Origin of the sequence: Paenibacillus sp. FSL H8-0317, assembly GCF_045040685.1 — a bacterium.
Lineage (GTDB): Bacteria > Bacillota > Bacilli > Paenibacillales > Paenibacillaceae > Paenibacillus.
This window is the reverse complement of sequence record NZ_CP150294.1, coordinates 2283287-2305237: the sequence shown is the minus strand read 5'-3', so window position 1 is coordinate 2305237 and position 21951 is coordinate 2283287. Positions and strand designations below refer to the sequence as shown.

At 45.8% G+C, this 21951-nt stretch carries 26 protein-coding genes, 1 tRNA gene and 1 pseudogene; 8 read left to right on the top strand and 20 right to left on the bottom strand.

Annotation, left to right across the window (positions count from 1 at the left end; translation table 11 throughout):
- The first annotated feature begins 39 nt into the window (after window positions 1-39).
- Window positions 40-765, top strand: a complete 726-nt coding sequence (locus MHB43_RS10905) for a DsbA family oxidoreductase (protein WP_339183755.1) — start codon at window positions 40-42, stop codon at window positions 763-765.
- 355 nt (window positions 766-1120) lie between these two features.
- On the opposite strand, the gene MHB43_RS10900 is transcribed toward MHB43_RS10905, so the two are convergent.
- Both MHB43_RS10900 and MHB43_RS10895 read right to left on the bottom strand, forming a co-directional pair.
- Window positions 1121-1951, bottom strand: a complete 831-nt coding sequence (locus tag MHB43_RS10900; protein ID WP_036670089.1) for an aldo/keto reductase — start codon at window positions 1949-1951, stop codon at window positions 1121-1123.
- A 174-nt stretch (window positions 1952-2125) separates the two neighbouring features.
- Window positions 2126-2407 carry a hypothetical protein gene (locus MHB43_RS10895; RefSeq protein ID WP_221823310.1) on the bottom strand — a complete coding sequence of 94 codons (282 nt, stop codon included), beginning with the start codon at window positions 2405-2407 and terminating at the stop codon, window positions 2126-2128.
- A 150-nt stretch (window positions 2408-2557) separates the two neighbouring features.
- Between MHB43_RS10895 and MHB43_RS10890 the strand changes: the two genes are divergently transcribed.
- The gene (locus tag MHB43_RS10890; RefSeq protein WP_221823308.1) at window positions 2558-2956 is read left to right on the top strand and encodes a hypothetical protein; all 399 of its coding nucleotides are present in this window, start codon (window positions 2558-2560) and stop codon (window positions 2954-2956) included.
- Window positions 2957-3056: 100 nt separating this feature from the next.
- Here MHB43_RS10890 and MHB43_RS10885 read toward each other — a convergent pair whose 3' ends face one another.
- The 10 genes and pseudogenes from MHB43_RS10885 to MHB43_RS10840 form a co-directional block, all read right to left on the bottom strand.
- Entirely contained in the window at window positions 3057-3278 is a 222-nt protein-coding gene (locus tag MHB43_RS10885) for a DUF1450 domain-containing protein (RefSeq protein WP_017689421.1), read from the bottom strand.
- 21 nt (window positions 3279-3299) lie between these two features.
- On the bottom strand, window positions 3300-3602 hold the full coding sequence (locus tag MHB43_RS10880; RefSeq protein ID WP_036670085.1) for a heme biosynthesis protein HemY: 303 nt from the start codon (window positions 3600-3602) through the stop codon (window positions 3300-3302).
- A 142-nt stretch (window positions 3603-3744) separates the two neighbouring features.
- Entirely contained in the window at window positions 3745-4002 is a 258-nt protein-coding gene (locus MHB43_RS10875) for a hypothetical protein (protein WP_017689423.1), read from the bottom strand.
- A 195-nt stretch (window positions 4003-4197) separates the two neighbouring features.
- Complete coding sequence (locus MHB43_RS10870) at window positions 4198-5409, bottom strand: M14 family zinc carboxypeptidase (RefSeq protein ID WP_405131952.1); 1212 nt, start codon at window positions 5407-5409, stop codon at window positions 4198-4200.
- Between the two features lie 228 nt (window positions 5410-5637).
- Entirely contained in the window at window positions 5638-6447 is an 810-nt protein-coding gene (racE, locus tag MHB43_RS10865) for a glutamate racemase (protein ID WP_313771487.1), read from the bottom strand.
- Window positions 6448-6666: 219 nt separating this feature from the next.
- A complete protein-coding gene (locus MHB43_RS10860) occupies window positions 6667-7044 on the bottom strand; it encodes a YtxH domain-containing protein (protein ID WP_221823303.1) in 378 nt (125 codons plus the stop codon).
- Window positions 7045-7229: 185 nt separating this feature from the next.
- The gene (locus MHB43_RS10855) at window positions 7230-8144 is read right to left on the bottom strand and encodes a DUF4261 domain-containing protein (protein ID WP_221823300.1); all 915 of its coding nucleotides are present in this window, start codon (window positions 8142-8144) and stop codon (window positions 7230-7232) included.
- A gap of 10 nt (window positions 8145-8154) precedes the next feature.
- A complete protein-coding gene (locus MHB43_RS10850; protein WP_076318399.1) occupies window positions 8155-8616 on the bottom strand; it encodes a DUF86 domain-containing protein in 462 nt (153 codons plus the stop codon).
- Between the two features lie 173 nt (window positions 8617-8789).
- Window positions 8790-9077, bottom strand: coding sequence for a Dabb family protein (locus tag MHB43_RS10845; RefSeq protein WP_017689429.1), 288 nt, complete (start codon window positions 9075-9077; stop codon window positions 8790-8792).
- Window positions 9078-9362: 285 nt separating this feature from the next.
- Window positions 9363-9779: pseudogene (locus MHB43_RS10840) on the bottom strand (holin family protein); the annotation flags it as partial.
- Between the two features lie 415 nt (window positions 9780-10194).
- Between MHB43_RS10840 and MHB43_RS10835 the strand changes: the two are divergent.
- Window positions 10195-10791 carry a helix-turn-helix transcriptional regulator gene (locus MHB43_RS10835; protein WP_017689431.1) on the top strand — a complete coding sequence of 199 codons (597 nt, stop codon included), beginning with the start codon at window positions 10195-10197 and terminating at the stop codon, window positions 10789-10791.
- 221 nt (window positions 10792-11012) lie between these two features.
- On the opposite strand, the gene MHB43_RS10830 is transcribed toward MHB43_RS10835, so the two are convergent.
- The gene (locus tag MHB43_RS10830) at window positions 11013-12167 is read right to left on the bottom strand and encodes a sn-glycerol-1-phosphate dehydrogenase (protein ID WP_221823296.1); all 1155 of its coding nucleotides are present in this window, start codon (window positions 12165-12167) and stop codon (window positions 11013-11015) included.
- A gap of 158 nt (window positions 12168-12325) precedes the next feature.
- Between MHB43_RS10830 and MHB43_RS10825 the strand changes: the two genes are divergently transcribed.
- On the top strand, window positions 12326-12511 hold the full coding sequence (locus MHB43_RS10825; RefSeq protein ID WP_221823294.1) for a hypothetical protein: 186 nt from the start codon (window positions 12326-12328) through the stop codon (window positions 12509-12511).
- A 105-nt stretch (window positions 12512-12616) separates the two neighbouring features.
- Here the strand turns inward: MHB43_RS10825 and MHB43_RS10820 are convergent.
- Window positions 12617-12700: transfer RNA gene (locus MHB43_RS10820), tRNA-Leu, on the bottom strand.
- Window positions 12701-12922: 222 nt separating this feature from the next.
- On the opposite strand from MHB43_RS10820, the gene MHB43_RS10815 reads away from it, so the two are divergent.
- Both MHB43_RS10815 and MHB43_RS10810 read left to right on the top strand, forming a co-directional pair.
- Window positions 12923-13897, top strand: coding sequence for a Gfo/Idh/MocA family protein (locus MHB43_RS10815; protein ID WP_405131951.1), 975 nt, complete (start codon window positions 12923-12925; stop codon window positions 13895-13897).
- 223 nt (window positions 13898-14120) lie between these two features.
- On the top strand, window positions 14121-14483 hold the full coding sequence (locus tag MHB43_RS10810; protein ID WP_017689435.1) for a helix-turn-helix domain-containing protein: 363 nt from the start codon (window positions 14121-14123) through the stop codon (window positions 14481-14483).
- 50 nt (window positions 14484-14533) lie between these two features.
- Here the strand turns inward: MHB43_RS10810 and MHB43_RS10805 are convergent, their stop codons facing one another.
- The 5 genes from MHB43_RS10805 to MHB43_RS10785 form a co-directional block, all read right to left on the bottom strand.
- Entirely contained in the window at window positions 14534-15949 is a 1416-nt protein-coding gene (locus tag MHB43_RS10805) for a diguanylate cyclase (RefSeq protein WP_405131950.1), read from the bottom strand.
- Window positions 15950-16314: 365 nt separating this feature from the next.
- Complete coding sequence (locus tag MHB43_RS10800; protein WP_221823288.1) at window positions 16315-17052, bottom strand: spermidine synthase; 738 nt, start codon at window positions 17050-17052, stop codon at window positions 16315-16317.
- A gap of 160 nt (window positions 17053-17212) precedes the next feature.
- Entirely contained in the window at window positions 17213-18115 is a 903-nt protein-coding gene (locus tag MHB43_RS10795) for a LysR family transcriptional regulator (protein ID WP_076209057.1), read from the bottom strand.
- A gap of 59 nt (window positions 18116-18174) precedes the next feature.
- Complete coding sequence (locus MHB43_RS10790) at window positions 18175-18912, bottom strand: SDR family oxidoreductase (protein ID WP_221823286.1); 738 nt, start codon at window positions 18910-18912, stop codon at window positions 18175-18177.
- A 24-nt stretch (window positions 18913-18936) separates the two neighbouring features.
- Window positions 18937-19212: an Atu4866 domain-containing protein gene (locus MHB43_RS10785; RefSeq protein ID WP_221823284.1), complete on the bottom strand. Its 276-nt coding sequence runs from the start codon at window positions 19210-19212 to the stop codon at window positions 18937-18939.
- A gap of 159 nt (window positions 19213-19371) precedes the next feature.
- Here MHB43_RS10785 and MHB43_RS10780 point away from each other — a divergent pair, with 159 nt between their 5' ends.
- On the top strand, window positions 19372-20307 hold the full coding sequence (locus tag MHB43_RS10780; protein ID WP_339183736.1) for an AraC family transcriptional regulator: 936 nt from the start codon (window positions 19372-19374) through the stop codon (window positions 20305-20307).
- Window positions 20308-20371: 64 nt separating this feature from the next.
- Here MHB43_RS10780 and MHB43_RS10775 read toward each other — a convergent pair whose 3' ends face one another.
- A complete protein-coding gene (locus tag MHB43_RS10775) occupies window positions 20372-20809 on the bottom strand; it encodes a MerR family transcriptional regulator (RefSeq protein WP_339185376.1) in 438 nt (145 codons plus the stop codon).
- A gap of 168 nt (window positions 20810-20977) precedes the next feature.
- Here MHB43_RS10775 and MHB43_RS10770 point away from each other — a divergent pair, with 168 nt between their 5' ends.
- A complete protein-coding gene (locus MHB43_RS10770) occupies window positions 20978-21826 on the top strand; it encodes an SDR family NAD(P)-dependent oxidoreductase (RefSeq protein WP_405131949.1) in 849 nt (282 codons plus the stop codon).
- Window positions 21827-21951: the final 125 nt, after the last annotated feature.

Genomic DNA, 21951 nt, shown 5'->3' with positions numbered 1-21951 from the left:
ATTAGTTTCAACTAAAAGGATGATGGAGGTTTTAATAAAATGAATATTGAGATATGGTCTGATTTTCTGTGCCCTTTCTGTTATATCGGCAAACGCCGCCTGGAGAATGTACTGGAACAGTTCCCACACCGTGATGAAGTGAAGCTGCAATTCAAAAGCTTCGAGCTTGATCCAAACGCTGCATTGAACCCAGGCAAAACCAATTCGGAATATCTGGCTGCCAAATATAATATGAGCGTGGAACAGGCCAAAGGTATGAATGCCCAGATGAATGCCAATGCTCGCACGGCAGGACTGGAATACAATATCGACGCCATGATCCCTACGAACTCCTTCTCAGCTCACCGCCTGACACACTGGGCAGATACACAAGGCAAAGCGCTCGAACTGAGTGAACGGATATTCCAAGCTGTGTTTATTGAAGGTAAACACTCCGGCGACCCTGAAGTGTTGGCTCAGTTAGCAGAGGAAGTCGGCTTGGATCGAGATGCAGCTAAGGCAGTGCTGTCCAGTGATCAATTCACCGACAATGTCCGAGCTGACCAAGCGGAAGGCGAGCAACTCGGCATCCGCGGTGTACCGTTCTTTGTATTCGACCGCAAGTTCGCCGTATCAGGTGCTCAGCCTGACGAGGTGTTCCTGGATGCCATTCAAAAAGCATGGGACGAGCGTTCCCCTTTCACCATGGTTGAATCCAACACAACAGAAACAGACGGCAGTGGCATCTGCACAGATGACGGTTGCGAAGTCCCGAAAAAAAATTAAGCCAATTCACACACACAAAGCAGCAGGATCAGGGGATATTTCCCGATCCTGCTGCTTTTTTTATATCCTTTTTAATTACCCACCCAATCTAAAGATGGATTTATAATATTCACGATAACGGAGTGGGCAGAAAAAAGCTGGAGAAGCGGAGCGCTCGCATTTATCACCGGATTTCTCCCTTGATAGAAATTTCAAAAAAATCTGGGGATAACGGCGATCGAAAGATTGTTCTGCACACGCAGTGTCTTAGCGTGACCGATTATACTTACATCTTAAACCCACGAAGAACGATTACGTAACCGGAACAACCACCAGTAGTTCATCAAACAATTATATTCAATTAGCGCCTACCCACTCAATCCCAGAACAGTTGATCCGGATGTGGACCCGTCCGCTTATCGGAATCCAGCGCATCAATCTGTCTCAACTCATCCGGTGTCAATTCAAAGTCAAAGATGTCCGCATTCTCACGAATACGCTCCGGGGTAACCGACTTCGGAATCGTCACAATCTGATTCTGAATATCCCAGCGCAGAATGATCTGTGCTGGCGTTTTCCCATATTTCTGGGCCAGCGCTTTGAGGGTGGACTCTTGGTTCAGCTTGCCTTTCATGATCGGGCTCCAAGCCTCCAGTTGAATTCCCTGCGCCCCACAGAAATCCTGAAGTTCCTGCTGGATCAGACCTGGATGCAGCTCTACCTGATTTACCGCAGGCACCGTTCCGCCCTCATCTATGATATCTTGCAAATGGTGAACTTGAAAATTACTCACACCAATCGCACGGATGCTTCCTTCGCTATATAGACGTTCGAATGCTCTCCACGTCTCCTTATACTGGTCTCTGCCAGGCCAGTGAATTAAGTAAAGATCAATCACATTTAGTCCAAGTGCCTTCTGACTGGCTTCAAATGCTCTTAATGTTGAATCAAATCCCTGATCCTCGTTCCAGAGCTTGGTCGTCACAAACAGTTCGTTACGGGCAACACCACTGCTTGCAATAGCTTGTCCCACTTCTTCCTCATTGCCATAGATGGACGCGGTATCAATACTGCGATATCCAACCTCCAAAGCGGTCTCAACCGCCTGTTGTACTTCCTTACCTTTTGCTTTATATGTTCCAAATCCTAGCCATGGCATCGTTACTCCGTTGTTCAGAATTGTACAATCCGTAATATGTTTTGTCATTCTGTACCTCCCGTATGGAATTTTGCCTGCTCTTGTTCTATTAACCTTCTCACAGAATTTTAAGCGACCATTCGACATACTGTCGGAGTAGACCCATGGATGGGGAGTCATTGCAAAAGAGATGAAAAACCCGCAAAGCATTGCTGCCCTGCGGGTTCTGGTGTGACAGGAACGTTATATATTCCCTTGACCGTGCTGACTCTGGATTGAATTCAATCTTCTCTTCTCCTCGATGAACATTTCCTCTGCCAACTCAACACCTTGCCCTCCGAGTGAAAGCTCTGCTTGTTGCATCGCCTGCTCCGTGTGTGCCAGACGTCGTTCTGCCTGTACAATGGTCTGTGCCGTCGGATGAGACACGGCCTGAGATACAGCATAATGAAGCTTGTTCACCGCATTTTGCGCCTGAGATACGGTGGTATCGGCTTGCAAACTGGAATCATAACGCTTCGGCATGAGTATTCCTCCTTGGGATTATCATGTTCCTGTTACCCCTTTAGGATGGATAACACAAGCCTTCCTTATTCTTCTTTTGTGTTTTCATCGTAACTTTAATTGATTTCGCTACGTTTATTAGGTAATCATTCCAAATCAGGAGGAATTTATTTGAAGAAAATATTATTGACACTCTGTATGTTGCCCTTGCTCATTTGGGTACAAGGCTGCGCTCCTGCAACATACGAGATAGAAGGATATACAGCGTCATCCATGAACCCAGACATTCCTGTTCCAACCAATGCAAAGCTTATTGAAAACATAGCTTATTCCGATGATCCCAACCTTAAAAAAGGCATTAAGTACGAGCTGAAACATATTGGGGGTGAGCAAGGACTATACCCGCCAATGGATTATTTTCAGAAGTTAGCGGATACAGGATGGGTGGAATTAGAGGAAGAACGGCTGGGACATGTACATTTTCTGAAAAAGGATAATACCGTCATCGCCATTGAAATTCAAGAAAATACCTTCCAAATTACTGAAATGGTCAAAGGTGCTATAGAGTAACACATCCTTTCACTGCTACCCAAACGTAAAAAAGGAGAGGCATGTTGCCCCTCCTTTCCGATGAGTGAACAGTTTTCGTCCACTCACCTTGTTATATCCCTTACTTCACGAACTTTGCAACTTTGGCGAGCACTTCTTCTTCTGTCGGCGCACTGATATACCGACCATTGATAAAGACAAATGCACGTTTCGCGCAAGGACCGCAATAGGATTTGCACCCAATCTTGATCTCCGTGTCTGGAGCCATTTTTTGCAGCTTGGGTACAATCGATTTCAGTCGGACATGATTACACTTTTCGCATACGCGGATATCGTTAGCCATGAGTTCCCCTTCTTCGCGCCCTTAGTGGTCGCCGTGATTACCTTGGGACGGATTCGTAATAACAAATCCCTCTTCCGGGAAGTAGAGGTAGTCAATTTTAACACCGTTCAACAAAGGCTGATCATTCGCGAGAATGACATCAATCTCTTTATCGGTAGATACAACCGTATCATTTTCTTTAGGTGTGTCGAGATCAAGCCCGTAGTGAGCATGGTCACCATGCGCATGTGTGATGACAACGCGCAGTTTTTTTCCTTCGTTCTCCGGCTTGTCCAATTCAAGCTTCAATACTTTAGCAGCATTACGCGTAATTTTGCAGTTCATTCTCTTCATCTCCTATATTGTAATTGCAGGTTTCAACAATTTCAGCATTCTTAAACTACAGCATCTATTGTAAAGAAAGTTACCGCTCTTCGCAATAACATTGATGCGAATTCAATGTTAAAATGATCCATCGGGCCGCAAATTAAGAAGGTGCCCCCTCCTGAAGCACAGGATATTTACGTTCTGCCCGGCTTACAAACCAGTTCATCAGAATCAAAGTGACCCCGATATCATCAATGGGCATAAACGGCATTACGTCAGGAAGTACCCAGTATAACAGCGCCGGAATAATAAACAACAGCTTTTCTCCCAAAGGAATCTGCGGAGCCCGGAGCAGCCGGGGGAGCCTTTTGAAAACTTGTGTCCATCGTTTGAACGACAGCAGTCTTCTCCACTTCATTTGAATCCCTCCGTATAATTGTATATGTCGCCGAAACGGCACATCCATCATTACCCGTTCAAAAACATTCAGAACGAATGACGTAGAATGTCATTATAAAAAATAATAAAAACGGAACGTCGCTCATGGCGTCCGTTCCTGTTATACGAATGATCTACTGTTAAGTTTCACACCTTCATAATTCAGGGTCTTGCCTCATTGTCCATTGGATAACAGTTCAGCCAGTAACATTCCCACTTCTATACAGATATCATCAAACTGTTCTACGGGAAGCGGATTAACACCCAATCCAACTTCCACCGTGAAGCCCGGTTTACCGAAATCTTGAATAAACCAGTCCTTATATCCGGCATCACTGCCACCGAGCTTCACCGCCTTGTAGCCGGAAGCTTTGGCGAGTCTACGCGACAGCGGTCCACTCTCCCTGGGTTCAAGATCGCGATAGTTCCAATAAATCTCCTGTCCCTGACTATGCAGGGATACTACCGCATCAAATGTATGTTGCTGCGTCCACTGCGCAAGCGCCTGTGCCTCCGGTTCTGTCAATGGCGCTGTCCCTGCATAATCCCTGGGGCCAGGTGAGGTCACACCTCTTCTCGCTGCTTCTTCATCCCAATGGGCTGAAAATTGATCATTCAGATCCACCCCTCTGATGTTGGCCTTCCAATGGGTGAAATGTGATCTGCCGGCATTCCAGGCTAACAACTGCTGTGCATGTGGATGCTGATTGACCACACCTTCCTGAACCAGTTCGACCCCGTCCGGATTAACCATCGGCACGGCCCAGAGTGTCGTCTCTTGCATCCAGCGTTCTGTCTGGTATTGATGCCATGTCCTATCCGCACTATACGCCTCGGCATATTCCTCGATAAACTTCATCAGAACTGCTGTTGTTAACCATTCATTCGCATGAACGGAAGCGTTAACATGAATATGTCTCGACCCTTGCCCAATTCGCAAATAAGGCAGCGACTTCCCCATAACACTTGTTCCAATGGACCCCATCTCGATAAACGGGTATTGATTCTCCAGCTTGTCTATATCCCTGATTAATTCTCGATAACCATACTCTCCCTGAATCTTCACGATAGTTTTTCCATTCGAAGCCGGAATATGAATACAGCGACCAACCCAGTCGGTTACATTGGTGATTTCGGGATTGGCCTGGCGCAACACCTCTTCGTCCATTCCAAATCTCCCTGCAATCTCTCCTACACTTTCTCCAGGCGGTACAGCGTATCTGCGACCTGTCCCGGGGACAATACGCAGCATCTGACCTGCCAGCAAGTATGGCTGGGAAGCCACTTCCGGGTTCAGTGCAGCAAGGAACTCTTTGGTCATATGGTGTGCTGACGCAATTCGCGGCAACGTATCTCCCCGCTGAACGATAATCCACTGCAGATCCATGTTGTTCTCCTTTCCACAGGAAAAGACAGGTCTCCTGTCCACTTCTGACCAATCTCGTGTCTGTAACATATGTATGCAGGTCAGGTTGTCCATCATGTGACATGAATCATGTTTATCTTCGGTTAATGCATAATGACGACAAAAAATCCCGGAACTTCACAGTTCCGGGATAATCCACAACCAAATTACATTAATTAAAAGTCTTATTCATGCATAATTTGAATATAACTATGATAATTGCGTTACTTGCCAGACAACAGGGGTCTTGGAGATCTGCTCCCCCAACCATCGACGGGTGATATTCTGGAACATTCGCGGGTCACCCGTGCAGAAAAATTGATGCACCGGAGTCTCATCCCCACTGGCCAGCTTTCGTTTATCATATAATATCGTACTGATTTCACGTGCCGTTTCATCTGCTGAACTGATTAACTTCACTTCCTGTCCCATAACTTCCTGAATCGTGTCCATGAGAAAGGGATAATGCGTACAACCCAGAATAAGACAATCTATTGGCTGTTGTTTGATCCCGCCCAATGATTGTTCCACCGTATGTGTCGTGTGCTCGGAACGAAATTCACCTTGTTCCACCAACGGCACCAGCGCCGGACAAGCCTGACTGACCACATCAATATAGGGGGACAACTGCTTGAGTGCTGATGTATAAGCCCCGCTACCTATGGTACCCGTGGTACCAATCACACCAATACGTCCTGTACGTGTCGCTGTGATTGCGGCCCGCGCACCCGGATGTATAACACCAATGACAGGCATATTCACCTTGCCACGGATATACTCCAACGCGGCTGCTGTTGCTGTGTTACAGGCGATAACGATAACCTTCGGATCGAATTGGATCAAGAAATCAACGATTTGTTCCGTAAATTGTTTTACTTGTTCGGACGAACGGGGTCCGTACGGTGTCCGGGCAGTATCCCCAAAATAAATGATCTTTTCCCGCGGGAGCTGACGCATCACTTCCTTGGCGACCGTCAATCCCCCCACACCGGAGTCTAATATAGCGATTGCTTGCTGCACGAACACACCGCTTCCTTCTTCATTGAATTGGTTCTCAAAACGATTGTTTCTCAGAGCTTTCTTCCTACCGTATGAACATTCCGGCAAAAAGGTACCTACATCTTACCCGATTTCATCGCAGGGTTCAAATTAAATCCACACGCTACGTCATCTATGTGTGGACACGCAACAAAGCAGGCTCTCCTCTAAATAGAGGAAAGCCTGCTTATCGAGCATTGCTTAGTTGTCGTCCTTGGACTCATCCGAAGGAAGCTTAGCTACGATGTCAATTCCGGGTTCATCCACTGTTTTATCGATATCGTTATCAACAACGGCTGCCGATATGCGAATTTCTTTCCCTTCAGCGCAATTGCGCCAGGATTGAATATCCTGAATCACGACATCTGCGGTCTCTTTAACTTTGGATACGATCTGCGAACTTTGTTCTCCCACGATACCAGCCAGTTCCTGACCTTTCTCCGATACCTGACGAGCACCTTCTGTAATATCCTGACGAAGTTCACGTCCCGATTTCGGCGCCAGCAATAATGCCGTTACTGAACCAACCACGGAGCCAATAAGAGCTCCCCACAACAAACTTTTGTTAGAATCCTTCACGTCACATCTCTCCCTTTACTATTGTTTAAGTACCGGACTAGAAGCAACGGTCTGTCGCTCAGCCATCCGGGCGAATGCCTACTCTGTTGATGCATTATAAGCAGCACAGGCTTGACTTGACACTCCAGATGTTAAAAATAATCTGAACGCCCTTTTTGAATGGATGCAAATGACTTGGCTTAAACTCAGTTCTGACGAGCCGGCTCGAGATTAGACGCGGCATGCTCATCCCCCGGGTCCAAATCAATCACATATCGTCCAGGTGCAATCAATGCTGCCTGATGTTCACAACGCCAGCGACGTCCACCTGAAGAACCCAGCGTCTGTCCATCTTGCAGAACATCCCCCTGATCAAATATGTAATACGCTGCACCCAGTAAGGTCTGAGCCACCGTATCCGGATCAAGACCGACGAAGTGACACTGGACATCAGGTACACCCAGCGCAGATAATCCCACGGTATCCATGACCAACCCGCGCTGTTCCTCTGTACCTCCAGCTTGATACATTCGAACGTTCATGGCTGCATACAGATGTTCCTCACGTTCCTGAGCTTGCGTATATGCTTCCGGTTCAACCAGCTTGTCACTGCCATACCAATACAGCGCGTCACAGGTCAAACTCTCCATGATTGCCAGTACAGTCTTCTGAAACAGCTCCAGACGCTGTTTACGAGGCATGGCAGCCGTGAACATATCATGTATCCGAATGGAGTAACGCGCAGCTTCCACAGCTTGTCCTGCATCCGGCCAATGCCATGCTTGTTGCAGAGCACCGCCAAAGCGAGCACGATCTGCGATTTCATTCACAGGAAGCATGCAAGTCTGAGCAGGGATATCCCCTTCCTGGAAGGATACCTTGTGGTCCAGATGATAGAAGACAAGCATCTCATGCTTTTGCCCTCCGCTCTCTTGTTTCACATCCAGTCGGACTTGTCCTGTATGACGGATCATAGCTTCCTGCAAACGCAGGCGATCCACCTCTGGACGTTCCCGGAACAAAAGTTCAACCATATACACCGGATGGAATCCGGAAGGTGTTTCATTTGTTTCGTTACTTTCAGTATTAGCTTCATTGAATTCTTTTGATTCATTTGTCATGCGATTTCCCTCATTCCTTACGCTGTCCCTCGGCCTGTGCCGTATTGAAAGGACCAAGTTCTTTTTCCACGTAGGCGCTAACCTGAGTAGTAAAATGTTCAAGTATACTCGGCAACTCTACGCTAAGTGGATGGAGCTCAGACCGCTCCCAGGTGTAATAATCCTGCACCAGTGGCTTGCGTAACGTGACAAGCTGACGCAATATCTCATAGGTCGGATTATCAAAAACCTTTTCTTCATAATTAATCTGAATAATATCATCATAGCTGCTTGCATCTCTCATGATGAAGCCGTCGATCAGATAACTTCCCACATCGGTAACAATCTCGATCGCCAGGTGAAGACAACGTTCCTGTACCATACCCAGCATGAGACTGCCATCCCAAGCTTCTGCTGCCCCGCGAAGCCCTTCAGCTACTTCCGGTACAGCAGCAAGCCGGCGGGCAATCTGTTCTCTGTTCACATAATACATTCGTTCACTTCCCGTTCAGTGAGTTATCGGTTCCGTTTCCCTCTTCGCTTAAGCCAGAATATCATCACAGGACAAGCGATTAGAAACACAACAAAAATATATAGAAATTCCATAACGTCTCTTAAATCGCTCATGCAGAGTCCCCTTTATCTCAACGTAGTTTGAATGACAGATCAGATTTCGTAGTCCACTGCAATTGACTGTTCTCTGACTTCGTTCATGTACTTGATAACTTCCTGATGAAGCGGGTGTACCTGATACGCCTGGAGATCCTCCAGTGACGCAAACTCCGCCGTGAGTGAAATGTCGAACGATCTCTCCGAGCGAAGCACATCAATCCCGATTTCAAGTGAAACTAGGACATCAATTTTACCTTCCAGATTGCGAAGCACCTGGGCTGCAGCTTCAATACTTTCTGCTGAACGATCTTTCATTTTAAACAGGACAATATGTTTTATCATCTGGGCAAGCACCTCATTTAATATAATAGTAGAAATGAATGAATTTTCATGTATCCAAAATATATCATAACGCTCTCTATTACGAAAGGATACTTGGAAACGTTCTCTTGATAAGAAAAACTAATCCAAACCGTTTCCTTTCGATTCGGATTTCTTTTGAGAACTATCCTCCGTCTGTTTCGCGGATTCATCCTGCAAAGTTTGTCCTGTTTCAGCCTGCTGCTTGATGTTGTCTGGAGTTTGCTGCGGTTTGGACCACTCACGATTCGTCAGATACTCCTGATCCTCCTGTTTTTTCAACACTGCAATGGCCTGTCTGAGCTTTGCAGGCAATGGAAGACCGATTTTGGCATAATTCTCGGTAATCGAAATGAGTTCATTCACCAGATAGAAATAAATAGCTCCGCCTTTGATAAAATCGGTTCCCATGATCAGATCAATTCGATGAGCAAGCAAAACAACAGTCAGCATGAGCCCTTTGCGAGCAATCCCCCAGAATCCAATGTTGCTATTTAACCCGGTACCTGTTCTTACCGCCGCTGCCAAACCTGTTATATAATCCACAGCCATCGCGACCGCGAGCAGGCTCAGCAATTGATCCCATCCGCCAAAAGCAAACGTAACAAATGCTCCCGAGATGGCAGCAAAGGTATTCACAGATAGATGCACGTTCCTCACCTCTCCCTTACACTTGAGTATCATACAATATATGTAAAAGTAAGAGATTTGACAGGTCACATGTCATGCTGAACATGCGGATTTATCATTTCAGATTTGTGCACATCCTCTTCGCAGCAGGGGAACGAAAATCACATGCTTTTGGGGAATTCAGGGAAATAAACCGCATCATATCAACAAAAAACAGATAAAAGTTCTTTAGACCTAATAATAAGTAATTAGAACTATATTATTTTTATTCCTGCCGAATTTCTCCCCTCATTTTTAGTGAAACATTGTAATCTAGGAATATACTAGGATGTGAATTGCGCATGGTCTAGTTCGTAGTTCCCTCTTTATCATGAATTGACGCATTGATGCATTTGTAACCGGTAAACCCGGCACTTGAAAGTACCCCGTTGTTTATTGTAGTATTTGGTTAAAAAAAATCGGAGGAAATATGCCTAATCAACCAGAACAACATTCCATCCAGGCGTGGTCTCTGATCAACCGTAAATACTTGGGAAAAGGCGTCCGTGTTAAACGATTCCGAAAACCGACACGCTGTCAAATCCGCAATCGTGTTCTTCTTGCCGTGCTGATGGCCAATGATATCAAGTTGTCCCAGCTAGCTGAAGACCTCTCCATCTCTTCACGCAGTGTCAGTGCGTGGGTATATGAAGGACGGATACCCGGCAGTACCAATTTGGACAAGACTTGCCAATTACTCGGCTACCCGCGTCATATTCTCTTCAATGAAGAAGTTGTGCGTAATAGCCCTGTCATATGTCAACCCGAGTCATCTCGCTTCATGAAGCGTACGGTGACCCGTTCTCCGGTTAGTAACCGTATTTTGACAGGCTTGTGTATGGTCCATGATCTGTCGGTGACAGATGTCAGCCACTGGATCGGGGTTCATCCCGGCACTTTCCGCAAATGGCTGCATCAGGGAACACTGCCTTCTGCTGCGTTTCAGGAACAAGCGGAGCAATTTTTCCGTATCCCGAAAACTATTTTGTTCGCAGATGTCATCTTGAAAGATCGTCGCAACAACTAAATAAGCGAACAGCCAAAAGGCTCTGATCTCCCCATAGGGAGGCCAGAGCCTTTTTAAAATGAAATACATGCCTTCTCTCTCGGACTTGAAGCACTGTTCTGGCTATTCCCTGAGAAATGTCAGTAACCTACCCTATTTCGCCTTTTGATCCCAAGGAGAGCCATCACAGCCAGCTACAAGCTAAGTTTATACATTTCATCATGACCGTTCTCGCTAAAAGGTTATCCTAACCTCGTGTTTAATACTTCATTGATATATCTCAATCCGGTATATCGAGGACGAAGCGTATGCGCTGTGTTGAACGCATGTTCCACCATCTCCGGAGTTACACCGAGTTGCTCAGTAGTCACAGGTCCACCTACTTGTTCCAACCATGCGATGAGCTGAGAAGCCTCCGGCAATTGGTCATATATCCCAAACACCGGTTCACCCGATGTCTGTGCAAGCTCTTTATATTTCACCGTAAGCAACGCACAAGCTACGCCAACTTTGGCACCATGCAGAACCGGTCTTTCTCCCGCTTGCATCAGATCCATCTCCAAGATGTGGGACAGATGATGCTCACCTCCGGATGCCGGACGGGAATGGTCAATGATCAGCATGGAGATACCGGAAATAATTAATGCGTCCATTAATACAGCTACTCCCTCTGCTCGCCCCTCCGAAATAGCTTGTACATGATCTACGCAGGTCTTCAGCGCTTCTTCTGTCATCCGATAAGCAACTGGACAGAACGGTTCTCCGCCCAGTTCACGAGAAACAATCCAGTCTGCAAGTGAAGTATATTTACCAAGCATATCTCCGAATCCGGCAGCTGTCATCACTTGGGGGGCTTGCTCCAGAATATCCAGATCGGCAAAGATAGCCTCAGGCGGAACAGCCTGAAATGTTTGTTTGATGCCGCTTACAATTAAGGGTGCACCCGCAGAGGTAAACCCATCCACTGAAGCCGCTGTCGGTATCGACAGAAAGGGCTTGTTCATTTTGGAACAAACAAATCTCACCAGATCATGAATGGTACCTGAACCCACCGCAATTACAGCCTGACTTTCGAGTCTCACACCCAACATGACCTGTACAATAGCTGCTTCATCCGCAATGATATCACCCGTACGATTCTCCGGTATAGAGATCTCATCCACATGCATTCCAGCTTCGCGAATACTACTCAGCACATCAGATCCAGCGGCCCGAAACGTATGTCGATCATAAACAACTGTCACCTGACGATATCCTTGCTCAGACAAATAACCCGGTAACCTCTGAATGGCCCCAGGTTCCAGATGAATCAGCATATCCACCATCCGGTGTTGATGACCGCAAGCACACTGCTGTGCTTCCTCATTCCATGCTGCAATTCGTTCGTTCATATTCATTCGCTCTTACCCTCCCATATGAGATATCATGCATAATTAACGGGTTAAAACCACAAGATAAAAAAGGAAATAAAATGTGATGATTTTCCTGATCACACTTTACTGCCTGTACCCAATATTTGCAAATCCATATCTCACATTTCCAAGTAGGTGAAGCAATGAAATTAACGAAAGAATTAGGAATTTCGCTCGGATTTCTCGCCGGAACCACTTTTGGCAGCGGTATCGCTTTTTTGTTTCGTCTCCAGTCGGTTGAAGTGGTTGCCAGTGTTACGCTATTTGGTATTGCAGGAGCCATTGCCGGGGTCATCACGGCAGTCATTCTGCGCCAGCGGCAACATTAGCATTGGCATGCTGGTAGCAAAATGTAGGCTTCACACGAATGATCCACAAAATAAAAAAAGGTTCGTGAATTGCCCTAGAGCAACTCACGAACCTTTTTTGTTAGATGCGGTCGAGAGGACTCGAACCTCCACGGGGGTTAGCCCACACGGACCTGAACCGTGCGCGTCTGCCAATTCCGCCACGACCGCATAATATGTATCTCCTAATCCATCGATGAAAAGCGTTCCGGTGAAGCAATTCCTTGTTTTACCGTAATTCAGAGTATACATGCTCCAAAATAAAAATGCAACTTCTTTTTTATACATTCAAAAAAAGGACATATGTCCTTTTTTCTCAACTTCAAATACCCTATCGTAGCAATAAAACAAATATTCAACCATACGAATGCAAAAATGAAGGAGAGATCCACCTTGAAAACAACCCATCTGTGCTTTATCGGTGCCGGGTTTCATGCATCCACGAATATTTACACTTCTGTTGTTGAAGCCGGAGCGCGGATCCAGGCCATTGCCACACGGAGTATGCAACGCTCTGAAGCAGCTCTGCTGCGATTTGGCAGCAACGGAAAAGCGTATGACAATGCTCAGCTTATGTTGCAGCAGGAAATCTGTGACGGAGTCGTTGTGGTCGCCCAGCCTGTAGATCAGACCGCTCTTGTCCTTGAATGTATTCGGGCTGGTAAGAATGTATACGTGGATAAGCCACTCGGATGGAATGCAGCAGAAGCTGCTCAGCAGGCTGAAGTCGTTGTCATGGTCGGTTTTATGAAACGTTATGCCCCCGTATACATAAAGCTGAAGGAGCTCATTGATAGTGGTTCGCTAGGTAAGGTACGTTCATTCCAGATGAAATTCGCTGTAGACAGTACTCCATTTTGCAAGGATGAGGAACAGTTCATGAAGCTCGCTGCCATTCATATGGTCGATCTGATGCGTTACTTATTCGGGGAAGTAATACGGGTTACAGGCACAACTGTGAAGGATGGGGAACACATTAATCAAAGCATTTCCCTTGTATTTGAGAATAACGTCGTAGGCAGCGCTTATTTTACCGGCATGAGTGCTTGGTCACGGGAGAGTGAAAGTGTACTCGTCACCTTCGACAACGGATTTGCGTCAGTTGAAGAGATCAACACACTTACTGTTCATCAATCCCGAAGCTCGACCAACCTTCCCTGGAAATCTCTCGAAGAGCAAGATACCGTATATACACCTTCCGGATCTCCCATGTCAGGAGCTTATCGCGACCTTTATCTACGCGGGTTTGTTGGTGAAATGGTGCACTTTATCGCGTGTTGCCAGAATCAGACTGTCCCACATTCCAGCGCCAAGGATAATATTGCAACGATGGCTCTATGTGACACCATTCTAGCGTCACTGAAGTAGCGGATATACGCTCATCATCATATTTTATACATCCAGAGAGGAGCCTGAAACCGGGGCTCTTTTTTATCTTATAGACATCATCGCATCTGCCTTCGCCTAGAATTAGGGTTTATAATCTGAATTATAAGTGATATGCTCTTTCATGTACCATACGTACTTTATATAATGTAACCACCCAAATAGATACTATAGAAAATCACCGTAAAGTGGAGGTGTACTTATAATGAAAAAGGACGCAACCAAGCTATGTCCCGCGCCATACGGCTGTTCCGTAGAAGTTACCCTTAGTGTGATCGGAGGCAAGTGGAAAGGTGCCATTTTGTATCATTTATTCTCCGGTCCTTTGAGATTTAACGAGATCCGAAAATTGTTTCCTGACATCACCCAGCGTATGCTCACCCTGCAACTTCGAGAGTTGGAAGGCAGCGGAATTGTTCATCGTGAAATATATCCCCAGATCCCACCTAAAGTGGAGTATTCCCTCACACCATTTGGTGAGACGTTACGGCCGATTATCTTCAGCATGCGAGATTGGGGAGAAACGTATACAAATGAGGTTCTGGCCAGATCCTCACAAGAGGTATAATACACAAAAGAAGCTGTCCCTTATTCTTAGGGGACAGCTTCTTTGCTTGCTTATTTAATAACCGTCTGAATCGTAACTGTTCGGTTACGTCCCTCTTCCTTCGCTTGATACAATGCATTATCCGCCAAGTGAAACAGTTCTGTGGATGTTGTGGAGTGCTTCGGATATTCAGCAATTCCAGCCGAGATGGTGACGGAACGATCTATAGGCAATACGCTTTCTTCGACCGTTATTCGGATACGTTCAGCAATCTCAAAAGCCACGTTAGACTCGGAATTTCTTAACAAGACTACAAATTCCTCTCCACCAAACCGGGCACAGACATCTTCTGGTCGAACAGACAATTGAATGATATTGGCAATGTGTTTCAATACTTCATCCCCAGCATGATGCCCGAATGTATCATTAATGGACTTGAAGCGGTCGATATCCAGAACAATAATGGAGAACGGCACCTCATCCTGAATCCATTCCTGAATGACTTCTTCGAAGGTTCTGCGATTGTTCATGCCTGTTAAAACATCGGTTCTGGCATCATAGACAAGCTGGTTTGTCTGTTTTCTAAAGTTCGCCAATGCGCCAACAACTGCTCTCGTTAGAAGGTCTGCCTCTCTATTCCAGTGAGGTTTTATCACCGGTAGATCCACTTGTCCCTTATCGACCTGATTCACCAAATCAGCAAGCATAGCAAAAGGACTGGCCAGCTTGCGTGCAACCCGAACCACAATAAGGGTCAGGATCAGGAAAGGCACTGAAGTGTACAGCAACAACATACGGATATGATGATTCAACTGATCGTACACCGTTTGGGTTGGAGACACGATTACGACGCCCCAACCTGTTGATGGAACTTTGTAATAACCTGCAAGTGAATCCACACCTGCCAGGTTTTTGTATTGTTCCTTACCGTTCTCGTTTGCTAACAGCTTTTGCACCACTTCATTTTCACTGACATTTTCACCAATTCGGTTGGTGTTTGGATGAAATAACAAAGTGCCCTTCTTATCCACAATAAAAAAGTAGGAACCATTACTTGTCTTGAGCTGACTGCCAAAAGACAGACTCAATATATTATTTTCCTGTAAAAAGATATTTCCACCAATCGTTCCTTGGTACTCCCCTGCCAAATCAAAGATCGGTTCACTGACAAATACAATTCTGCGTTTGGTTCTGGGTGTCTGGTACGCTTCGGAGATATACGAAGCCCTCAAACTAACCGCTTCTTTTGCTGCATTGGAACTAACATGGTGACCTACGCTAGCCTGTGAGTAAGGTGAAGTAGACCTGACTACTCCCGCTTTATCTACCAAAGAAACGGAATTAAAAAAATTACTGCTATTGCGAACCAAATCCAATGTGGAATTCAACTCTTTTGTATTGGAGCGATCCACATCAGGAAAATACTGGGTTGCATATTTTAAGCTCTCCTGCATGGAATCAAAAAGCGAATCCAGAGTTTGGCTCATTTGCACAGCGCTTGCATAGTTTAGGGACAGGGTGTTATCAATGAGTGACTGTTTCTGAGATGTATAAGATGAGATGACCATGAGGGTCAATGTCATTATAACTGAAATAGTGACCAACCCGCCGAGTAAAGCCGTGAGGCTGATCTTCTTGATGTTTTTTATTTTTTTTCGTAATCTAGATCTCTTGATCTGTGCAATCATCGTTTACTTCCCCCGGATTTTCATGAAAAGGCATATTCCTTCTATCTTATACGAAAGTTGTTAAGATCAAATAAAGAGTTTGAGAAATCTTAACAATTACATCGTAAGATTGACGATTTAATGACATTTTACTTTCCCTGGAAGAATCACTGTTCAGGATCGCCCTAATCGACAATGATATAACCTTCTTCTGGCTCTTGTTCAACAAACCCTGCCATCTGACGAACCTGAAATTCGATCGGGTGATGACTACCCATTAAAATGCGATTTTGAACTTCATCCGCTGTTTCTGTAGGTAATGCAAATGCACGTGTATAGACAAACTGCGCCTGAAGTGTCGTATAGATCGCATTGACAAGCCGATCGTTGCCCGCACGCCCGAACACATTAATGATCACAGCTCCGTCCGAGTCCAGCTTGTCCTTGACCATGGCAAAAAAATCACTGGATATAAACTGCTCCGGTGTACCCGTTGCCGTAAAGGCATCAATAATAATATAATCATATGTCGCAGCGGCTTCCTGGCCTAATAATTCACGACCATCCCCAATGAGCACAGGACTTCCCTCATATCCAAAAAAGGTTTGGCTCAACTCCACGACCTCTGCGTCAAGCTCAGCCACTTTTACCTGACGATCAGACAAGTAGGTTGGCAATGTGCCAATACCATGTCCCACCACAAATACGGTATCAAACTCAGGATCATTCCGTTCCATTAGATGCACCATCGCTCTCGGATACTCCAACACCATCCGCTTAGGCTCATCCAGATCCATGGCTCCCTGCACAGCTGCGTTCGAGAATTCTAATACACGAAACTGACCCTTCTCTCCATAAAGCTTTTTGGTATCATATACCGTCAGCTCATGCTGTTCACTTTTATTCCGATACAGAACTCTCACTAACCGTTCTCCCTTCGATCTCTTACGCCTATTCGACATATACCTTCATTCTATTACACGGGATGACAACATTCCACCCTATACTTGAAAGATCATAGTACAACAAAAAAACCGTTCCGACTCAACCGGAAACGGCCTTTTGATGAACCATTTAACACTTCTAAGACCCTATGGCCTCATGCAGAGCCTGGACATATGCTACGCCCAGATTAGAGAGAGAAGTACTCTTGTGGCTTATCCACCCTACATTAATGGATTCCTCACATTCCAGCGGTACAGGAATAATCTCGTTTCCGTTCAGATCAGCGCTAAGTACACCCGTAGAGATCGTATAACCATTCAGACCAATCAACAGGTTAAACAATGTTGCGCGGTCATTAACCTGTATGCTTTTGGGGTGAGATAACGTACTCAGGATCTCTTCGGAAAAATGAAAGGAATTGTACTCTCCCTGGTCAAATGACAAGTACGGATAATCCTGCAATTGCTCGATGGCAACCGACTCCTGCTTCGCCAGCGGGTTCTTCACACTGATAAAGATATGGGGCTTCGCTGTAAACAAGCTCGTGAAGACCAGACCCGCATCTTTTAACAATTTGTTAATCACCTTAGCATTGAACTCATTCAAATACAGGATGCCAATTTCACTACGCAGGCTTTTCACGTCCTGAATAATCTCGTAGGTCTTTGTCTCCCGAAGCGCCAACTCGTATTCATCCTGACCATACTGCTGTACCAGACGAACAAAGGCATTCACTGCAAACGCATAATGCTGCGTCGATACGGAGAAGTGCTGCGGGGATGGCTTGGCGTTCAGATAACGGTTCTCCAGCAATTCAGCTTGTTCTACCACCTGACGTGCATAACTCAGAAACTCAACGCCTTCTTTAGACAGAGATATTCCCTTATTGGTGCGTTCAAAAATAGTAATTCGCAACTCCTGCTCCAGATCCCGAATGGCATTCGAAAGGCTGGGTTGCGAGATAAACAACCTTTTGGCTGCTTCATTCATGGAACCGCGCGTGGCAACTTCGATCACATATTTTAGTTGTTGTAATGTCACTGCACTATTCCTCTTTTCGTATCAATTGAATCTATTATATACCAAAAGAGGATCAGACCTTAAGCCATGCTTGCTGTCGGTCTGACTACAATCTCATTTACGTCCACCTCTGCCGGCTGGCTAATGGCAAACAAGATACTTTGCGCAATCGTCGAGGCGGGAATGGATATGCGCCGATACTCTTTCATGAGATCACGTGCTTCTTCATCAGAAATCGTATCCGCGAGTTCCGATTCCGTCACGCCTGGTGATATAAGGGTTACGCGGATATCTCCGCCTACTTCCTGTCGCAACCCCTCCGAGATGGCGCGGACTGCGTATTTGGTTGCACAATACACCGCTGCCGTTGGTGACACGGCATAGGCTCCAATAGAGGCGATATTAATAAACTGGCCGAAACCCTGCTTTTTCATGACGGGTAGTCCAGCCGCAATGCCATGCAGAACACCACGAATGTTAACATCTATCATGCGATTCCACTCATCTACCTTTAACGCTTCAAGGGGAGATAGCGGCATGACTCCAGCGTTATTTAAAATAACATCGACACGTCCATAGCGAGTTAGAGCGAGGTCAACGATGGTTTGCATCTCTTCCAATCTGGTAACATCCAGCGAATGATACTCCACTGATCCGCCCTCCAAACGAATGGAGGAGGCCAATGTCTCCAAACGGTCCACACGCCTAGCTCCAATAACTACATGCGCTCCATGCTGTGCAAGCAATCGAGCTGTTGACTCACCAATTCCACTACTCGCACCGGTAATCACAACAACTTTCCCTTTTACATTGGACATATTATATCGCTCCTTATTTGGTTGTTATTGTACATTTTCTCTATACAAAACCATGCCTGCATGATACAAAACGCCGTCCCTGAAGTCTCCATCCGCTGTAAATCCCGTATCATCCACGTATTCTATATGTTCCCCATGAACAACATAGCAACCCTGATATGCACTTTGCCGATCTCCTCTTGCTTCATCATATCTACCGCAAGGAAGAAGTTCGTGTCTGATATATCCATCCTTTGTGACCCACATCCCCACATACGGGTGTTTGGGTTCTTGTTGGTCGCCCATTGAATTGCGCTCCATTGTTTCTCACTCCTCTCTGCTTCAAAAGATTCCGTTGCTTATCTCCATTATGTAGAGGATCAGTCGTTGTACGATAGAAAAATCCCGCAGTATTCTTGCCTATTCCTCCAGCGCGTTTTAAAATAATAGTAATAGTGGTTTACAAGGGGGCTGCAATTCATGTTTATCAAAACCAATGAAGCAGATACAGGCATCACAGAGCAGCAGCAACAATTGGCTCAACTTATTGAGCATTTCACCCCAAATGACGGGATACATCCAACAGCAATTCCATCCCTTGCCTTAATCCGTGCCTCCGAGATCTCACAACCCATATATTCCGTTCATCAGCCTGCCCTCTGCATTGTCGCTCAAGGTTCCAAATTAGTTATACTCGGCCGCGAGAGTTACACCTACGACCTGTCACAATATTTGGTAGCTTCCGTAAACTTGCCTATTTCAGGGCAGGTTGTAAAGGCTACAACCAAACATCCCTATCTATGTATTCGACTGGATTTTGATTCAGGGCAGATTTTCGATCTGATTCAGGATACGTCTTCTGCACAACCCAAACCTGACCATTCAACACGAAGAGGATTGTTTGTTAGCTCAACCAAACCTTCCCTTCTTGAAGCCGTGATCCGATTGGTTCGGCTGCTGGACACACCTGAAGACATTCCCGTTCTTGCCCCTATGTTTATCCGCGAAATTCTATATCGTATTATTCAGGATGAACATGGACATTCCATCAAGCAGTTTGCTATTCAGGACAGTCATGCACAGCACATCGCCAAGGTGATCGAAGTCATCCAATCTGATTATGCTAAGCCACTTCGGATTGAACAACTTGCTGCCATGATCAACATGAGTTCTTCCTCATTACATCATCATTTCAAAGCTATTACCGCCATGAGCCCTTTGCAATTCCAGAAACAAATTCGATTGCATGAAGCCCGGCGAATGCTGCTTGCAGGTTCAACTGATGCCGCCGACGCTGCGTTCCAGGTTGGCTATGAAAGTCCGTCTCAATTCAGCCGGGAGTATGCCCGCATGTATGGTCTCCCTCCCAAAAGCGATATCAAACGACTTCGTCATACACTCGATATTAAATACTAGAAACAGCAAAAAGACCCGCGTCATCATGACGTGGGTTTTCGGATTCATATAGGCAGCAGCGCCATCAAGAGAATATGTTCTGTTTTTCAAAAACAGACATCTGGTTCTCCCCGCTAATAGGACATTCATCAGGATACATACTTCGTTTCTCCAACTTCTCGTCGATAAAATCAACCACTTGCTGTAGCGAAGCAATCTGTGCTTCAACTTTCTTCCGGTGATTCACCAGCATCTCCCGTTCATCCGGGAAATCGGCAAGATCGGAATCCATGGACATTTGTAAATAAGGCTTCATTTCCTCCAAAGACATTCCTGTTTTTTTCAGGCATGTGATCAATTTCATCGTATGAATATCCTCCGAGCGATATACCCGATGGCGATTGGCCTTGCGTTCAGCACGGGGAAGCAGCCCAATCTTCTCATAATAACGAATTGTATCTTCTGATAATCCGGCCTGTTCTGACGTTTCTTTAATGGAGAATACTTCATTCTCGCTCACCATATGGGCCTCCTCCACATTCATTTCTATCCATTTTACAACTTGGAGCTGACTCCAAGTCAAGCATGATCCGTTCCATCCCACCCCCCTTGACTTGGAGCCGACTCCAAGTTATAGAATGAGCGCAGCATACAGATTCGTTCTGTAATCCCATTCTATCTGGAGGTATATATGAATATACAAAATCAGCTTCGCACCGCTCTCATCACAGGGTCAACGTCAGGAATTGGTCTTGAACTGACACGCAAGTTACTGGCTGAACAATGGCAGGTCATCGGTCTCAATCGTTCCACTTTCCCGACTGACGATACCGATATTCAGAATGCATTACGATCAGGCCAGCTCCGGTTGGTTCAGGCCAACCTGACCAACTACGACAGTCTGAGAACGGCACTGGATCAGATTAAATCCGATACCGATTCGATCAATGTTTTATTTAATAATGCAGGAGGTAGCGCTGCTGAACTTCGTTTTTCTGATCAGGGGCATGAAATGCACTTTGAACTTCAGACGGTAGTCCCTTACATCATCTACATGGATTTAGTTGATCTATTGCTCAAAGGACAGATGAAAACCGTCGTTAATACCTCTACCACTGCTTTCAAAATGGTCAAACAATTCGATCTGAACATCCTGGAACGACCAGCTGAATTCAAAAAGCTGTTTGGTCCCTATGCCATTTCAAAGCTCGGTTTATCCCTATGGACACGCGAGGTTGCCAAGTCTGCCAGTGCGGGTGGCATACAACTGCTAAGCGTAGATCCCGGTGGAAATAATACGCTAAGGGGCAACAAAACATCCGGCCTGCCCTTCTATATCAAACCCATTATGAAATGGTTCTTTCCCCATCCAAGTCATGGCGCTTCATTGCTCTACAGTGCGACTTTATCACCCACCAGACATGAATCCGGTACATTTCTGGTGAAAAATAAGGCGACAGCACTTCGTTTCACAGAGCAGGGCCCTGCCGTTCTCCACCGGGTAAACGAGATTTATGAACAGCGTTTCCGTACACTGTAGTCAGGAAAGCCCCCAACCAACCCAGCTTAATCATGATGGATGTTGTCCCTCATATTATCCAGGCCCTGATTCATAGGTGTAAACATAACGATACCATGTCGCGTGTGCCATGGGACTGAATCTGG

Excerpts from the sequence above, each read along its gene's own strand:
- MHB43_RS10775 (WP_339185376.1), bottom strand. The coding sequence starts at position 20,809 with ATGGTGAGCGAGAATGAAGTATTCTCCATTAAAGAAACGTCAGAACAG.
- MHB43_RS10850 (WP_076318399.1), bottom strand. The coding sequence starts at position 8,616 with ATGTATTATGTGAACAGAGAACAGATTGCCCGCCGGCTTGCTGCTGTA.
- MHB43_RS10770 (WP_405131949.1), top strand. The coding sequence starts at position 20,978 with ATGAATATACAAAATCAGCTTCGCACCGCTCTCATCACAGGGTCAACG.
- MHB43_RS10830 (WP_221823296.1), bottom strand. The coding sequence starts at position 12,167 with ATGAATATGAACGAACGAATTGCAGCATGGAATGAGGAAGCACAGCAG.
- MHB43_RS10845 (WP_017689429.1), bottom strand. The coding sequence starts at position 9,077 with ATGATAAAACATATTGTCCTGTTTAAAATGAAAGATCGTTCAGCAGAA.
- MHB43_RS10810 (WP_017689435.1), top strand. The coding sequence starts at position 14,121 with ATGAAAAAGGACGCAACCAAGCTATGTCCCGCGCCATACGGCTGTTCC.
- MHB43_RS10880 (WP_036670085.1), bottom strand. The coding sequence starts at position 3,602 with ATGAACTGCAAAATTACGCGTAATGCTGCTAAAGTATTGAAGCTTGAA.
- MHB43_RS10805 (WP_405131950.1), bottom strand. The coding sequence starts at position 15,949 with ATGAGCCAAACTCTGGATTCGCTTTTTGATTCCATGCAGGAGAGCTTA.
- MHB43_RS10900 (WP_036670089.1), bottom strand. The coding sequence starts at position 1,951 with ATGACAAAACATATTACGGATTGTACAATTCTGAACAACGGAGTAACG.
- MHB43_RS10790 (WP_221823286.1), bottom strand. The coding sequence starts at position 18,912 with ATGTCCAATGTAAAAGGGAAAGTTGTTGTGATTACCGGTGCGAGTAGT.
- MHB43_RS10885 (WP_017689421.1), bottom strand. The coding sequence starts at position 3,278 with ATGGCTAACGATATCCGCGTATGCGAAAAGTGTAATCATGTCCGACTG.
- MHB43_RS10835 (WP_017689431.1), top strand. The coding sequence starts at position 10,195 with ATGCCTAATCAACCAGAACAACATTCCATCCAGGCGTGGTCTCTGATC.
- MHB43_RS10855 (WP_221823300.1), bottom strand. The coding sequence starts at position 8,144 with ATGACAAATGAATCAAAAGAATTCAATGAAGCTAATACTGAAAGTAAC.
- MHB43_RS10875 (WP_017689423.1), bottom strand. The coding sequence starts at position 4,002 with ATGAAGTGGAGAAGACTGCTGTCGTTCAAACGATGGACACAAGTTTTC.
- MHB43_RS10785 (WP_221823284.1), bottom strand. The coding sequence starts at position 19,212 with ATGGAGCGCAATTCAATGGGCGACCAACAAGAACCCAAACACCCGTAT.
- MHB43_RS10905 (WP_339183755.1), top strand. The coding sequence starts at position 40 with ATGAATATTGAGATATGGTCTGATTTTCTGTGCCCTTTCTGTTATATC.
- MHB43_RS10780 (WP_339183736.1), top strand. The coding sequence starts at position 19,372 with ATGTTTATCAAAACCAATGAAGCAGATACAGGCATCACAGAGCAGCAG.
- MHB43_RS10895 (WP_221823310.1), bottom strand. The coding sequence starts at position 2,407 with ATGCCGAAGCGTTATGATTCCAGTTTGCAAGCCGATACCACCGTATCT.
- MHB43_RS10870 (WP_405131952.1), bottom strand. The coding sequence starts at position 5,409 with ATGGATCTGCAGTGGATTATCGTTCAGCGGGGAGATACGTTGCCGCGA.
- MHB43_RS10825 (WP_221823294.1), top strand. The coding sequence starts at position 12,326 with ATGAAATTAACGAAAGAATTAGGAATTTCGCTCGGATTTCTCGCCGGA.